We start from the raw sequence: 15540 nt of genomic DNA, 5'->3' as shown, positions 1-15540 counted from the left end.
ACAAACTTAGCTAAATCCTATCAAGGTTTATAACCAAAAATTGAGCACATATCTCAAAATGGGATTAGTAAAATCTATGGCAAAAGAAATGATAAAAGAGATTGGAAATAAATCACGAGAATTTTATGAATTTGTTTTACCACCTATAGATATGCATCTAGATGATGACAAACTGACGTTATTGGTAGATATTCCTGGATTTATGAAAAAAGACATTAAATTATCCCTAAATGGAAATATTCTTTCAATTCAAGCTTGTAAAGAAATTTCTGAAGATAAACACAATATGATTTGTAATCAAAGACCAAATATCATAGATAAAAAAATTAGATTACCGATTGAATTGAAGGATGGAGAAGAATCAGTTTCTTCAGCAAAATATGAAAATGGGGTTTTGAAAATTATAATTCCTGTCCAAAAACAAGGAAAGGATATCACAATAGAATAATTATCTTTTTCTATATAGTGTAAAAATACTCATTATTATAAATGAACCAATCATTCCAATTATCCCTAAAGATTCATTGGTTGTATACAAAACTGTAGAACCAATAAAAATTGCTGCTGAAAGAATACTACCAGATAGTAAAATATTTGATTTTGGTTTTCTATTCAAAAGTTGAAGTGATCTATTATCATCTAGGAATTTTTTTAGTTCTGGTGCAATAGAAATTGTAGCATCAATTGATTTTGCAAATCTAACGAAGGAATGTTTAATTTCTTCTATGTATGCATCTTTAATTAGATTCTCTTCTTCTAAAATTTCTTTAACAACTTTGACAAATTTGAAATTAATCTTGTGTGTTTTATAAATTCCTTCAATGATTGAAGCCATTCTCATATACAACGCTAAATTCTTTGGAAGTACAAAAGGAAATTTACTCATTGTTTTATTTGCAAGTTCCATCAAGCTTTCTACTTCCATTTCATCAGGTTTTTTTCCATGCATGGCTTGGACGGTAAGTTCAATGCCTTTCTCAATTATTGAGCGATTAAAGTCAGGAGTTAACATGCCAAGATCATTCATTGCATTAACAGTTCTAGGAGGATCTTTTTCTACCAAGGCCAAGTATAGACGAATTAATCTTAAGCGGGTTTCATTGTCTAATCTTCCTACCATTCCATAATCATAGAGAATTAATTTTCCATTGTCAGTTACTGAAATATTGCCTGGATGAGGGTCTGCGTGAAACATGGAATGCCTAAGAAGCATAGTAAAGAAGACCTTATGAACATCGATGACAAGTTTTTGCCTGTCAATTCCCATTTTGTCTAGAGCCTCAATATTTGTCACTTTGATACCTGGAAGATATTCCATTGTCAGGACATTTTTTGATGAGTAGTCATCATATACAGATGGAACAATTACTTTGTTGGAATTTGCCATGTCTTTTTTATTTTTTTGAGGTTTTCAGATTCATTGGTATAATCCATTTCTTCATGAATCGTTTCAATAAATTGAGAGAGCATTGCTTTTGCAGAGTAACGTAAGTTTGGATCCACAAATCTTAATGCAAGTGGAAGAATTTTTTTTAAGACTTTGATATCTTCCTCTACAACTTTTTCAATTCCTGGTCTTTTTACTTTGATAACAATTTGCTGACCAGATATAGAACCTCTATAAACTTGTCCTAATGATGCACCAGAGATAGAATCAGGATCAATTTTATCAAATTTTTCATTTATTGGTCCAAGATCTTTTTCGATTATTGGTTTAACTTGATCAAAAGGTGCAGAAGGTACACTATCTTGTAGTTTTGAAAGTTCTTCCAAATATGGCTGAGGTAAAATATCAGCTCTTGACGATAACCATTGTCCTAATTTTATGTAGACAGGTCCCAATGAAATGAATGAATTAAGTACTTTACGAGCATTTTTTCTAAATTGTTCTAAATCCAATTCACGATTGTCTTGATGAATCCATTTTTTTCTATCTTTACGTAGTGCAAAAATTAATGGTAAAAGTTTCACAAGTACTTGGATAGTTCTAGTAGTAGACATAAATTATTCCAAATAAGTTTTAATTCTTTTTGATGTTGTGTATCCAATATATCCAGAAATGATTGATGACATCAAACCGTAAGAAAGTGATGGTTTTTTAGATTTGTTATTGTAAATCTTTTTTGCAATTTGTGACCCTCCAAAAATTGCACATGCCAAACCAATCAAAACCTCTGGTGCATCATAAACTAGATGTCCAATAGGATCTTTCCTTGGATCAATTTTATCTGTATGAACTAGAAATTTATCATTATATTCTCTAATGTGTAAGTTACCATAACGATATTGTTTATCTGCTCCATTTTTTTGTCCGAGGAATGTTTCTTCTGCTTTTTCTAGCATGAATTCTCGTAATTCCTTTGGGACTTCTATCTCATCCCTTGGCATAATCGCAAGATCTAGTAATTGCTTATAATCTTACGGTCTATAATTGACAGCCTAAGACCAAAAACAAATTGTATTTTGATGACGGCTAAACTGAATATTGTAAATTAGTATTTAGATCTCACTGAGAATTTCTACGAGTATCTTTTATCCAAAGAAAATTTATGAGAATCAATAGATAGGATGGAGGCTTTTTCCCTAAAAAGACCTCACACCATCTATTGAATATGAGAAATAAAATGTCTATAGTCGATCTTTTGTAAACAAGATGAAACTAATCGAAAATGCTGCTAACATTAAAACACCTGGAACATATGCATAGTTAAATCCAATTCCAGGATGAACTTCTTGATGATAATAATTTATCAAGAATGTTATCACTAGTAATATCACTCCTGCAATCGTTAGTTTTTGATGTATCTCCACCAAACATGAATTTACCAGTAACTATATGAATTTAGAAAAATTTTTGGGTAGTTTACAAAAGTGGTGTTGTAATAAAACCCACAATACTACCAGCTAGAAATAGAAATATTGCCTTTGCCATACCAAATATTATCTCCTTAAGATATGATATAATTATGACGCCAATTTCCCAAAATTGGAAATAGGTAGATCAGGGATCAGATTTCATTTGGGACAATTTGGTAATTACCTGTTCAAGTTCTGCCTTGTTTTCATCAATTACTTTTTTTAATACTTTAATTTCCTCATTGAGTTTATTGATGTTGACATCATCAGAATTTCTGATTTTTTCTTCAAGATTTTTTAATACTTCTTGATTGTATTGGTTAATTTTCTCTAATTCAGTTTTGTAATTTTCTAATTTTTCATATTGATTTGAAATTTCAGGAACATCAAGATATTGTTGGTTTGTCAGAAAACCTAAAGAAATTACGGTACTCCCTACAACGAAAACTGCAATAAGAGCAATAATACTTGATCTCAATTTTAACTATCCCTATTTTTTCAAGATTTAAAATTTAATGTCTAATTTGCCTCAATTGTAGTTTTTTTACGTCTACGAATAATGTAAACTGCAAATCCTATTACTAAAATAATTGGAATAATTATCATTACAGGGTCAAATGCATTTTCATCATTTTTTGATGGTTCCTTCACAAAGATTGTTGCATTTTGTGTTAAAAAGATCTCATCTCTAATACTGTCTTTGTATCTTACTGTAATTGTGATGTCATGCTCTCCATATTTTGGTTGACCATCAAATTCAATTGGAATATTGAACGGTACTGGGGCATCAACTTCAATTTCATCAATGAATTGAGTGTTTGGTTTAATATTAGAGTCACCACGAGGTTCTAAACTTACAAAACCAAACAACCCATCTTCATTTCCTTCATTAATGATTTCACCTACTACCATTTGTGTACCAGATAGTTCAATAACTTCTACATTGAAAACAGAAAGATCAATTAATCCTTTGATGTAAAAATCAACTATTTTTGAAACTACTTCTTGATCACCATGTGCATTGTAGTATGAAATAGACAAAGGAATTCGTAAAGTATCACCTTTCAATGATTCTGGAACATACACAGTTGCAGTAAGTAATCTTGAGGATTTTGGAGCAATGTTTCCAACATTCCAGCTTGATTCTAAAATTACTACATTTTCAATATTTGTAGTAGATGAAGATGTTGATGCAAGTTCTGTTTGTGTATTACTTGCAGTGATATCTACTCCAGACATAGGAGCTGTTCCATCATTTATAATTTCAATTACAACATTATTTGATCGTAATGATGTAAGAAATGGTTGTTGTGCTCTTACATTGATTACACTGTCACCAGTAACTTTGAAATCAAAATCAGCAAAGGATGTTCTAACACCAGATTCTCTTAATCTAGAATAATCTACTTTTACAGAACCTGGATATTGTTGAATTTTTGTATTTTTATCAATATTTACATAAAAGGTAAGATGAAAATTCTCTCCTGCTAAAGAATTAGAATCACTATCAGCACGAATTATAGAACCTGGACCATCAGATGCCGAAAAACCAAATGGTAATGATAATTGGCCTCGGATTCCAGTAATATCTTGAGTTCCAACATTTGCAAATACAACTGTAAATGGTACATTGCTATCTCCGGCTTCAACTTCAATTTTATTATTTAATGTTCCAAAATATGCATTTAGGAATTTGATGTCACCATAATCTCTTTCAAAAGGAGATTGCCCAAATCCACCTGCAGTAATTTGAGCATAAGAAGTCTCAAAAATCAATGGCATCAATCCAATTACAAGCAATACTAGTAGAAATTTAGAATTCATTATGCAATCACCTCTATCTTTGATGGTTGATCACCTTCAAAGGCCTTACCATCTTTTATTGTAATTACTCTATCAACATCACCAAAATGTTCTCTATCGTGTGTTACTACAATGAATGTTTGATTAAGTTTTTTTGCCATTGATTTCATCAATTGAACTATAATTTCGGATGTTTTCGAATCAAGATTGCCTGTTGGTTCATCAGCTAAAACAATTGAAGGTTTATTGATCAATCCTCTTGCAATTGCAACTCTTTGAGCTTGCCCACCTGAAATTTTATTTGCACGTTTATGCATTTGAGATTCTAGTCCAACAGATTTTAGCAATTCTATAGCATCTTTTTCATAAAAATGATCAGTACCTGCAATTTGTCTTGGTAACAATACATTTTCTAAAACTGAAAGATCAGTTAATAAATTAGAAAACTGGAAGATAAATCCTAATTTTTTATTTCTAAATGATGAAATGTGATCATCATCAAGTGTTGTTGTATTTGTTCCATCAATGATCAGCTTTCCACTTGTTGGATGATCTAACAATCCAATCATGTTTAAGAGCGTAGATTTTCCAGAACCAGAACTTCCAATAATTAGAACAAATTCTCCTTGAGTAATTGAAAAAGATACATTATCAAGAGCTTTTACTTTGTTATCTCCTTGGCCATAAATTTTAGTTAGATTATTAATTTCCAGTACTCTAGACAGTTCTCATCGCCTCCACTGGTAATAGTTTTGTAGCTCTATACGAAGGGTACAATGATGCAATAATTGCTAAAGCAAATGAAGTTAAGGCTGTTTGAATGATTTTTTCCCAGTTATAGCTTACTTCAAGAGGGAGACTGTTATTAAATGACATTTTTGTTTCCTTTGCATACACGGTATAACCTAAACCTGCTGCTGTTCCTACACCAGCACCAATAGCTCCAATTATCATTCCTTGGAAAATAAAAATTAGCAAAATATCTTTTCTTTTAGCTCCAATTGCTCTCATTACACCAATTTCTTTGGTTTTTCCATTTACTAACATCATTTGAATTGTAACGATAGCAAATGCAGAAGACATCATTCCGAAATATCCTATCATGTTAATCATTGCAATTCCAGATCTAAAACCAGCAAGTTGCTGTTCTGCAGATTCTTCTATAGTTTCAGCAATAAAATCATCATTAGGAAATGAACGAAGGAAGAATTCTTTTACTTCAAATGCTTTAGATGGATCATTTAGTTTAACCATAAATGAACCTGTATCTCCAGGTCGATTCATCATGTCACGTAAAGTATCAATGTGAACTACTGCAGTGTAATCAAATCCCTGACCTCCAGGTGATTTTGCAATTCCAGAAACAGTAAATCTTCTAATTTGATCGTGACCCCATCTATCAACTACAAGAACTTTAACACTGTCTCCAACTTGTGCTCCCCCAAGGTCTTCTGCAACATTAGAACCCAATACAATTGAATTTCTTGAGAAAACATAGCTTCCATCAGTAACAGTTTCATGAACGGTAGATGCTAACACATCTCGGAAAGGATCAACGCCAACAATTGGTACCCTTGTTTCTTCAATCAGTTTACCATTTTTTGTCATATTCATTTCTGCCGTCGATGAAAGCCGCGGAGTAGCCGCTTTAACATATGGGATTCTTTCAAACCAATTTGAAAGTGATAAATCTGATTTATCAATAAAATCAGCTTCATCAGTTACAAGAATATCGCCATTTCTATAATTGCTAATATCTCTAACAATAGCATCAAACAATCCCTGAAAAATTACAAAGTTTACATGAATAACTAAAATTCCAATTGTTACAGCTAAAACGGCCCCAATCAAACTGCCTTTTTTATTGAATAGCATTCGTTTTGCAAGCTTTAATCTGTAATCCACAAAAAACATGAAATAGTCTAATATTTAATGTATATGATGCATAGTGCTAACAGTGTAGACAATTTTATATCAGATTAGGTTTTTCTATATTCTAAGGAGGAAAATAAGTGATAAAATGGACAGTTTAGATATGAAAATTCTAAGCAGGTTATTGAATAATTGTAGAGAATCAGACAGACAAATAGGCATTGAATTGGGAATTTCTGGTGGAGCAGTTCGAGCCCGAATCAAAAAGATGCAAGAACAAAAAATAATTGAAGAATTTTTCATCAAAGTAGAACCTCCAGTATTGGGTTATGGTGTTTTGTACTTTGTTGTAACAGGTGAAAATATGAATGAAATTTTAGAGCAGGCAAGTCTTGTAGGCGAACCATACTTTGTGGTTCCATGTATTGGCGGAATTACAGTTTGTGGTATATCAGTAAAGGATAACATGGAACAAAAAATTGAACTAGCGAAAAAATTGATGAAGGATGTTAGAGTATTATCCATTTTTGAAGCAGAGAATCCAGGATTCAATTCAAATCTTACAAAAACAGATTTAGAAATTCTAGAGGAATTAATCAAAGATCCGAGACAAAAAATTGAACAAATTGCAAAAAATGCTAACATGTCAACAAAAACAATTACAAGATGCATAGAAAAACTTCATGAGAATGAAGGTATTCAATTTACTTTAGTTTACGATCCTAGAAAAATAATAGATTTCATCCCTCATGCTGTATTAACTTGGATAGATGGTGATCTAAAAGAAACATTAGAAAGTTTGAATAACTCATTTTCTGAATCATATTTACAAATTCCATTTATAGCAAAAAATCAGATTGTTCTATTCATGTATAGTGACAATATTTTCAAAATGGATGAACTAACACAAAAAGTTAGAACCATAAAAAATGTGAAGTCAGCTGATTTATTTATTCCAAAAAAAATTTCATTTTATACTAAATGGATAGAAAAAGCTATCACTGACTTTAAGAAATCACCGAAATTACATCTTACATATCAAACAAATTAAATAAGAATAATTTTCTAGATCTTATATGAAGAAAACGAAGATCTATGATGGGAAAATTTTAGGTCTTAGTGTTTATCAAGGAAAAATTGAAGGAAGAGCAGTAAAAAGAGAAATGATTGAACATAGAGGTGCAGCAGCTATGCTTGCTTTTGATGAAGAAAATAAAGTAATTCTCGTAAAACAACATAGATTTCCACATGGATATGTACTAGAGATTCCTGCTGGAACATTAGAAAAAAAAGAAGAACCAATAAAATGCGCATTCAGAGAATTAGAAGAAGAAACTGGATATAGAGCAAAAAAGATGACTCCATTAATTACATACTACCCATCAATTGGCTACAACACTGAAGCAATTCACTGCTTTATAGCCTCAGGATTGAAGAAAATTGATGATTTGAAACTGGATGAGGATGAGATATTATCTGTAGTAAAAATGGATTTAAAAAAATTATTGACAATGATTAAGACTGGTAAAATTCAAGATTCAAAAACAATATGTGCAGTTTTAACATATGCAGCGAAAAAGAAGTTATTTTAATTATTCATTATAAATTGGTTGAACAAGATCAACTACATCTGCCCATGATTGTGCAATTTGTTCATACATATAGAGTAAATCAAAAAAATCTATCGGAATATCTTTTTTATTTCCAAACATAATTCGTAGTGAACTCAGTTTCTCTTCATATTGTTTATGTAATGATATGGCTTCTATAGCTAAAAGTCTATCTGGTTTTGTAAATGCAACAATTGATTTTTCAGCAAGTGTACTAAAATTTTTTACAACATCAAATATTTTTTTAGAAAGTTCACCAGATAATGATGAATTATAAATAAATGTAGCAAGTTCTACAATAGAATCACCAGCATTTTCAAGAACATTTGCTGCAACTCTATAATCAAGCACATCTATATTTTCCAAATTAAATGCATTAGCTAATCTTCTATCAACAAGTGTACTACGAATTAGTCTTACAAGCAAAAAATATTGCCTATTAACTTCGACATCACGTTTTGATAATGTTTGGAGATTGGATTTGTCAGCTGAGATCAATCCATTTGATGCATCATCATACATTCCAAGTGCAATTGAACTCATTCGCTTGAGAATTTTTTCTGGGTTTAGTGTTGTTGCATCTAACAAAAATTGCATGTTAATGTGAGATGCATCTTCTTCTATTATTTCCATTCCAACCAATCTTCTCATTGAATTACGAATTTCCTCTCGATCTTTTCCTGGAATAATTGATTTTGAATTAATTTGAATTACATCATATCCTAAAAGATAAGCTCCTGTAATGTTTGCTACAATATTTTCTTCTTTTGATAAGGGGTAAGAAATTACAAGTTCTTTTGTTGGACGAGTATCCTTATTTGCAGATATTGAAATTGTGTCATGTCCAGTTTCAATTTCTACCTGACTACTTTTGTCAAGATGATTAGCATCAACCCATTCTTTTGGAAGTGATACTAGGATACTACTTCCTATTCTTTGTAGGCGTCGAATGAATTTAGTCAATTTATACTAATTTAATTAATTTAAGCCATATTCTTATATTTTGTGTAAAATTTAAACTCAGATCAATGGAAGCAAGAGCGTTTTGTCCTGCACACATTACAGGTTTTTTTAAAGCCCATTTAGAGGATAAACATCACGCTTTAGAAAACTTAGGTTCCATGGGTGCAGGTTTCTCAATTAAAGAAGGTGTTACAACCAGAGTAAAAACAGATACAAAAAATAATCAGGAATCTAGTTTTAGAATTACAACCAACGGGTATCAATCAGATAAAACAGATGTTTCGGAATATGTTTTGAATGAATTTCTAAAGCTTGGGGAATTTTCAAACAAGTTTATTGATATTGAACACAATATATCAATTCCAGTTGGGTATGGTTTAGGTTCAAGTAGTGCTGTTGCCTTATCACTAGCATTTGCATTAGACAAAGTTCTTGAGACAAAGTTAGATAAAACAAGAATTGGGCAAATTGCACATAATGCAGAGGTAAATTGTAAAACAGGATTAGGAGATGTACTAGCATCATATCACGGAGGCTTTGAAATTCGTGTAAAACCAGGTGCACCTGGAATTGGAACTGTGGAAAAAATCGATACAGATAAAATATCTGTAATTATGATTTGCTTCTCACCTATATCTACAAACAAATTCATCAAAGAACGATTATCACAGATCAATGGTCTTGGTGGAAAAATGGTAGATAAATTACTAGAATCAAAAAATTATGAACATTTTCAAGACATGTCTTTAGAATTTGCAAAATACGTAGATGTTATGACTCCGAGAATGGAAAAATTAGTCAGAGATCTATCTGAAAATAAAATTAAATGTGGAATTGCACTCTTTGGTGAAACTGTTTTTTCTATGATTCCAGAAGAAAATGAAGATACTATTTTAAAAATTTTACAAAAATATGATGATGGAATTGTAATTAAATCAAAATTAGATAATGTTGGAGCAAGAGTGCTATATAATTAATTGAAATCACATGCAGTTAATTCCTAAATCACATCCAAGAGCAAAATCACTTTTAATTCGTGAAAAACTAGTGAATGGATTTGATAATGGGTTAGTTGCAAAAGAAGGACTTTTGGCACAAGGTAGAGGAGAAGCTTTTGATTATCTTTTAGGTGAAAAAACAGGAAAGGCTGCAATACGTGCAATCAAGGCAGCAGCTGCACAACTTCTATTGGCTGAAATGCCCATAATTTCTGTTAATGGGAATATTGCTGCATTATGTCCCAAACAAATTATAAAGTTATCAAAGCAAACTAAAGCAAAAATTGAGGTAAATCTCTTCTATGCTAATGCAAATAGAAAACAGGCAATCATCAATGCTCTTAAAAAAAATGGTGCCGTAGAAATTCTAGGTTCAAATATTAATTCATCAATAAAACTATCAGGTATTGATTCTGCAAGAAGAATTGTAGATAAGAATGGAATTTTTGTGGCTGATGTTGTAGTAGTACCATTAGAAGACGGAGATAGAACAATGGCATTAAGAAAAGCTGGAAAGTCTGTTATCACATTTGATCTAAATCCTCTTTCAAGAACTTCACAGACTGCAAACATTACAATTGTGGATAATGTAACTAGAGCTATTGATTTACTTATTGAAGAATGCAAAAAAATGTCAAAAAAATAAAAATAGTCTTCAAAAAATTGTTGATGGTTTTGACAATAAAAAAAATCTCAGAGAAAGCGTAAATCAAATAAAAAATAATTTAACTAGGAGAGCTAAAATTGCATAAAACAGTTCAAGACATTTTAACTATGAAAAAAGAGAAGAAAAAAATTTCAGTAATTACAAGTTATGATTACACATTAGCTTCTCTATGTGATAGGGCAGAAATTGATGTATTGTTAGTAGGAGATAGTGCGGGAATGGTTATGCTAGGATATGAAAATACAATTCCAGTAACAATGGATCAGATGTGTATGTTTACAGAAGCAGTAAGCAGAGCAAGAAAAAATTCTTTACTTGTTTCAGATTTACCATTCATGTCATATCAAGCAAGTATAGAAGATGCAATAAAAAATTCTGGTAGATTAATCAAATCTGGGGCTGATGCAGTAAAACTTGAAGGAGGTTCAATAATGGCTGAAACAATTAGCGAGATTGTTGATATCGGAATACCAGTAATGGGTCACATAGGATTGCAACCTCAAACAACAATGCTTTCAGAAGGATACAAAGTACAAGGAAAAACAAAAGATTCGGCAATAAAGTTAATCGATGATGCAAAAGAGCTTGAAGATGCAGGTGTGTTTAGTATTGCATTAGAGATGGTAAGTCATGAGGTAGCTGAAATTATCTCTGAAACAATCAGCATACCTACAATTGGGATTGGTTCTGGAGTAGGTTGTGATGGCCAAGTGTTAGTAGTCCAAGATTTGTTAGGAATGTATGATAAGATTAAACCAAAATTTGCAAAAAGATACATGAATTTGTCTGAAGACATAGTAAATTCGCTTGAAAATTATAAGAAAGATGTTGAATCTGGCATATTTCCAGCGGAAGGAAATTGGTTCTCAATGGATGGAGAAGAGTTAAAAAAATTACGTGAGCAAATTGGTAGATAAAAAGAAAATAAAGAAAAAGATCATCCATCTTTAGATATTGTTAGTTCACATGGTATGGAATTATCTGGGAAAAAAATCGTACTTTGTGTTGCAGGCAGTGTTGCGGCATACAAAGCAATTGAACTAGCAAGGTTACTTATGAGACATGGTGCACATGTAACATGTGTAACAAGTAATGCAGTTACAAAATTAGTACAACCGGAATATTTCAAATGGGCTACAGGTAATGAAGTAATAACTAAGCTTACAGGTGAATTAGAGCATATTAGATTAGCAGATTATAATCAATCAGATCTTGTGATCGTATATCCTGCTACAGCAAATACACTTGGAAAATTAGCAAATGGTATTGATGACACTCCAATTTCCACAGTACTTACTGTAGGGTTTGGATCAAAAATTCCAATTTTAATGTGTCTTGCTATGCACGCATCAATGTATGATAATGTAGCAGTCAAAAAAAATATTGATTATTTGAAAAATAAAATTGAATTTCTGTCTCCCAAGATGATTGAAGGTAAAGCAAAAGCTTCAGAACCTGAAGATGTTTTAGAATACGTTCTATCAAAATTTGGATTTTCTTCAGTACTAAAAAATAAAAAAATATTGATAACTGCAGGTCCAACAATTGAACATATTGATCCTGTGAGAGTAATAACAAATCTTAGTTCAGGAAAAACTGGAGTGCTTTTAGCATCTGAATTAATTTCTGCAGGAGCTAAAGTAACTTTTGTTTATGGACCTGGAAAAGAAAAACCTCCCAGAGGAGCAAAAATAATCAATGTTGAGTCTAGTGAAGATATGCATGATGCAGTTAAAACAGAATTAAAGAAAAAATTTGACATTGTTATCATGGCAGCAGCAATTGCTGACTACATTCCAGCACAAGCAAGTAAAAATAAGATTAAAAGTTCAAAAACACAGTTGAAAATTAGCCTCAAAAAAGCACCAAAAATCATAGATCAAATCAAAAAATATCAAAAGAACGTATTTCTAATTGGTTTTAAAGCAGAATCAAATATTTCAAAAAGTCAATTAATCAAATTAGCACAAAAAAAACTAATTGATTCGTCATCAGATATGATAATAGCTAATGATATTGGCTCTCTAAAATATAAAAAAAACCCTCAAAACAATCAAGTAACTATCATAAATTCTGAAAAAGTTGTTTCGTCAAATTGGATGAAAAAACAAAAAATTGCAAAATTTATTAGAAAACAAATAGAATTAAACATAAAGTGAAGAAAACAGAACTTCGAAAATTAATAGGGGATTACAAAGAAATTAAAAGAAAAATGGAAAAATCAAATAACAATAAGTTAAAAGAAAAATTAGAAGTAATTGAGCACAGATATTATCATGAAACAGGCAAGACGTTGAATGGTAATCTTCAAGAGATTACATAAAATACCTAACAGATCAAGGTTTTACAAATGAAATTGATTCATTCTGAATACAAGCAAAGAAATATAAAAATTTGGAATGAGGTTGCTCCTCGTTATCATAAAAGATGGGCAAGTGTTAGTAAGGGACCATTTCAAAGTTCTAAAAAACTAATCGAATTAGTTGGTATCAATAAAGGAGATTGGGTGTTAGATCTTGCATGTGGTACAGGTGCTGTAACAAAAGAAATTCAAAATAATATTCATAATTCAGGATATGTTATAGGTGCAGATACTTCTATGACGGCAATTAAAATTGCAAAAAAATGGAACGATAAAAAACCAAATTTGGATTTCATTAATATTGACGCAGAAAAATTTAGTTTTTCTAAAAAATTTGATGTTATAACCTGCCAATATGCATTATTCTTTTTTCCAAATGCTCAAAAAGCATTAAAAAATATGAGAAATAGCCTCAAAAAATCAGGTAAAATTGGAATATCCGTTCATGGAAACAATGTTCCATTTTTTGACAGTATTTTAGATTCAGTTACAAAATACATTCTAGATTATGTTCCTCCAAACTCACCAAATCTAGATAGATTTGGAACAAAGTCTGCATTAAGATCTGAAATATCTAAAGCAGGATTTTCAAATGTCGGAGTAAAAGAATTTCTTTTTCAATATAGTCCAGGGATGTTTGAGGATTATTGGAAAAATTATATCAAATACATTCCAAAGCCACTGAAAGAAAAACTAAATGCTTTAGAAAATTCAAAACGAAAAGAATTGAAATTATTAGTAAAAGAGAAGACAATTCAATATACAAAGAAAAATGGACAAATTCTCTTCCCGTGGCAAGTTTTAATTTCAACAGCTAAATACTAGATATTCAGAGAGATAGAAAATGGGTAAAGATAACAAGAAAGATGAAAAACCGAAAAAATCTGATTTTAAAGCATTTCTTAAAAAAAGAGCACCGTTTTACCTAGCTGCCATCACATTAATTGTACTTTCTGTATATGGAACACTGTCCGAAAAAAATCTAGAAAGTTTTTTTCCTGAATTTACAACTGAAGAAGAACAAATTTTAGATATTTTGATGAAATACAATGGTCCAAATGAAGCAGGGTTGACGGTTATGAAAGCTATTGAAAATAAAATTAAAGAAGAATATCCAGATGAGAAAATTTTTGAAAACAAAAAGACCAAAGTGGAATTAGATATATCAAAAATAGATTCAGATGAATACAGAATTATTTTGAATTTTCAATCACACAAAGGAGAAATAAATTATGATTGGAATGTTAACACAAGTTCTAAAAAAATTACTTCAAATAATCAAGAATCAAAACACATTATCGATTTAGTAGATTTTTATGATTAGCCTCAAATTGTCACTAAATTTTTAGTAAATTTGTGCATTATGATTGGTCGCTCTTTTACAATTAGAGAATCTTCTATCCTAATTCCAAACTTGTTTTCAATATAGATTCCCGGTTCTACTGTAATTGCCATATTTTCTTTTAATTTTGTTTCACTTCGGTAAGAAATAGTTGGAAGTTCATGTACTTCTAATCCAATTCCATGACCAGTTGAATGGATAAAATATTCGCCATAATTATTTTCTTCAATGTATTTTCTACATGCATGATCTATTGCTTTACAATCCACATTTGGTTTAACAGATTTTAGACCTAGACTTTGAGATTCTTTAACTACATCATATGCTTCTTTTGCTTGAGACGAAATTTTTCCAATTGCAAATGTTCTTGTTGCATCTGAAACATATCCTTTGTATCTTAATGTAAGATCAGTTACCACAAGATCACCTTTTTTGAATTTTCTTTGAGTGACTTGAGCATGAGGAAGAGCACCATTTGGACCTCCAGCTATTATCAAAGGGTTTAGTGTAGATTTGTATCCAGTGTCAAACATTTCTTGTTCCATTGCATATGTCATCAAAATTGTTTGTAATTCTGATTCTTTTTGACCTACTTTCATCTTTTTGGAGCAAATCTCAAACATTTCATCTATAATTTTTGATGCTTTTTTGAGAATATGGATTTCTTTTTCATCTTTAATGATTCGAGAATTGTAAAATGGTTCTGTATTAGATGTTAAGTTGGGAACATGTTTCTTTAGTGTCATCATAGTGGAATAGTTTTGGCAATCAGTACAAACTTGATTTTTCTTTATTTTTTCAATCAAAGAAGAAAGCAAGCCTGTTCCACGTTCTGCAGTAATTACATTACAGTCCTCAGATTCTTCTTTTGCTCTGCCTACTTCAAGTTCTGGTGCAATAATGGTTGTTTTCCCATTTTTTTCAAGTAATCCTATGGCTTCTCCCCAGAATCCAGTCATGTAAAACAAGTTTTCAGGCTCAAATGTGACCAGAGTATCACAATTAATTTTTTGAGCATACTTTAGAAGATTCTTCCTTCTCTGTCTCATACAAAAATATCATCCATT

The 15540-nt window shown here is 31.0% G+C and carries 18 protein-coding genes and 1 pseudogene; 10 read left to right on the top strand and 9 right to left on the bottom strand.

The window, feature by feature from the left end; genetic code table 11:
• Positions 1-58 precede the first annotated feature (58 nt).
• Positions 59-448 carry an archaeal heat shock protein Hsp14 gene (gene hsp14 / locus BD31_RS03475; protein ID WP_008298667.1) on the top strand — a complete coding sequence of 130 codons (390 nt, stop codon included), beginning with the start codon at positions 59-61 and terminating at the stop codon, positions 446-448.
• Here hsp14 and BD31_RS03470 read toward each other — a convergent pair.
• The 7 genes and pseudogenes from BD31_RS03470 to BD31_RS03440 all read right to left on the bottom strand — a co-directional run bounded on the left by BD31_RS03470 (position 449) and on the right by BD31_RS03440 (position 6534).
• Positions 449-2001, bottom strand: a pseudogene (locus BD31_RS03470) (ABC1 kinase family protein).
• 3 nt (positions 2002-2004) lie between these two features.
• A complete protein-coding gene (locus tag BD31_RS03465) occupies positions 2005-2388 on the bottom strand; it encodes a hypothetical protein (RefSeq protein WP_008298665.1) in 384 nt (127 codons plus the stop codon).
• Between the two features lie 240 nt (positions 2389-2628).
• Positions 2629-2811, bottom strand: coding sequence for a hypothetical protein (locus BD31_RS03460; protein WP_008298725.1), 183 nt, complete (start codon positions 2809-2811; stop codon positions 2629-2631).
• Positions 2812-3001: 190 nt separating this feature from the next.
• Positions 3002-3334 (bottom strand): hypothetical protein, encoded by a 333-nt coding sequence (locus BD31_RS03455; protein WP_008298542.1) that lies wholly within the window; start codon positions 3332-3334, stop codon positions 3002-3004.
• A 41-nt stretch (positions 3335-3375) separates the two neighbouring features.
• Entirely contained in the window at positions 3376-4680 is a 1305-nt protein-coding gene (locus BD31_RS03450) for a COG1361 S-layer family protein (protein ID WP_008298560.1), read from the bottom strand.
• Positions 4680-5348, bottom strand: coding sequence for an ABC transporter ATP-binding protein (locus tag BD31_RS03445; protein WP_256359032.1), 669 nt, complete (start codon positions 5346-5348; stop codon positions 4680-4682). Before BD31_RS03445 ends, BD31_RS03450 begins: the two co-directional genes overlap by 1 nt.
• Positions 5349-5376: 28 nt before the next feature.
• Complete coding sequence (locus BD31_RS03440; protein WP_048097414.1) at positions 5377-6534, bottom strand: ABC transporter permease; 1158 nt, start codon at positions 6532-6534, stop codon at positions 5377-5379.
• Positions 6535-6679: 145 nt separating this feature from the next.
• Here BD31_RS03440 and BD31_RS03435 point away from each other — a divergent pair, with 145 nt between their 5' ends.
• Together BD31_RS03435 and BD31_RS03430 are read left to right on the top strand one after the other, a co-directional pair.
• On the top strand, positions 6680-7582 hold the full coding sequence (locus BD31_RS03435; protein ID WP_008298643.1) for an AsnC family transcriptional regulator: 903 nt from the start codon (positions 6680-6682) through the stop codon (positions 7580-7582).
• Between the two features lie 25 nt (positions 7583-7607).
• Positions 7608-8123, top strand: a complete 516-nt coding sequence (locus tag BD31_RS03430; protein ID WP_008298660.1) for an NUDIX hydrolase — start codon at positions 7608-7610, stop codon at positions 8121-8123.
• On the opposite strand, the gene BD31_RS03425 is transcribed toward BD31_RS03430, so the two are convergent.
• Complete coding sequence (locus BD31_RS03425) at positions 8124-9104, bottom strand: phosphate signaling complex PhoU family protein (RefSeq protein WP_008298565.1); 981 nt, start codon at positions 9102-9104, stop codon at positions 8124-8126.
• A 65-nt stretch (positions 9105-9169) separates the two neighbouring features.
• On the opposite strand from BD31_RS03425, the gene BD31_RS03420 reads away from it, so the two are divergent.
• The 7 genes from BD31_RS03420 to BD31_RS03395 all read left to right on the top strand — a co-directional run bounded on the left by BD31_RS03420 (position 9170) and on the right by BD31_RS03395 (position 14455).
• Positions 9170-10081, top strand: a complete 912-nt coding sequence (locus BD31_RS03420; protein WP_008298600.1) for a pantoate kinase — start codon at positions 9170-9172, stop codon at positions 10079-10081.
• 10 nt (positions 10082-10091) lie between these two features.
• A complete protein-coding gene (locus BD31_RS03415; protein ID WP_008298714.1) occupies positions 10092-10748 on the top strand; it encodes a 4-phosphopantoate--beta-alanine ligase in 657 nt (218 codons plus the stop codon).
• 98 nt (positions 10749-10846) lie between these two features.
• Positions 10847-11686, top strand: coding sequence for a 3-methyl-2-oxobutanoate hydroxymethyltransferase (gene panB / locus BD31_RS03410; protein WP_008298588.1), 840 nt, complete (start codon positions 10847-10849; stop codon positions 11684-11686).
• 54 nt (positions 11687-11740) lie between these two features.
• Positions 11741-12928 (top strand): bifunctional phosphopantothenoylcysteine decarboxylase/phosphopantothenate--cysteine ligase CoaBC, encoded by a 1188-nt coding sequence (coaBC, locus tag BD31_RS03405; RefSeq protein ID WP_008298602.1) that lies wholly within the window; start codon positions 11741-11743, stop codon positions 12926-12928.
• Positions 12925-13092, top strand: coding sequence for a hypothetical protein (locus BD31_RS10265; protein WP_008298594.1), 168 nt, complete (start codon positions 12925-12927; stop codon positions 13090-13092). The genes coaBC and BD31_RS10265 overlap by 4 nt, the downstream gene beginning before the upstream one ends.
• 27 nt (positions 13093-13119) lie before the next feature.
• Complete coding sequence (locus BD31_RS03400) at positions 13120-13956, top strand: class I SAM-dependent methyltransferase (protein ID WP_008298701.1); 837 nt, start codon at positions 13120-13122, stop codon at positions 13954-13956.
• Between the two features lie 19 nt (positions 13957-13975).
• Positions 13976-14455, top strand: coding sequence for a hypothetical protein (locus tag BD31_RS03395; protein WP_008298652.1), 480 nt, complete (start codon positions 13976-13978; stop codon positions 14453-14455).
• A gap of 2 nt (positions 14456-14457) precedes the next feature.
• Here BD31_RS03395 and BD31_RS03390 read toward each other — a convergent pair whose 3' ends face one another.
• Positions 14458-15522, bottom strand: a complete 1065-nt coding sequence (locus BD31_RS03390; RefSeq protein ID WP_008298675.1) for a M24 family metallopeptidase — start codon at positions 15520-15522, stop codon at positions 14458-14460.
• Between the last annotated feature and the right edge of the window lie 18 nt (positions 15523-15540).

This window comes from Candidatus Nitrosopumilus salarius BD31 (assembly GCF_000242875.2).
Taxonomy (GTDB): Archaea; Thermoproteota; Nitrososphaeria; order Nitrososphaerales; family Nitrosopumilaceae; genus Nitrosopumilus; species Nitrosopumilus salarius.
Note: the sequence above shows the minus strand (reverse complement) of the source record. Positions and strands in the feature narration are given on the sequence as shown.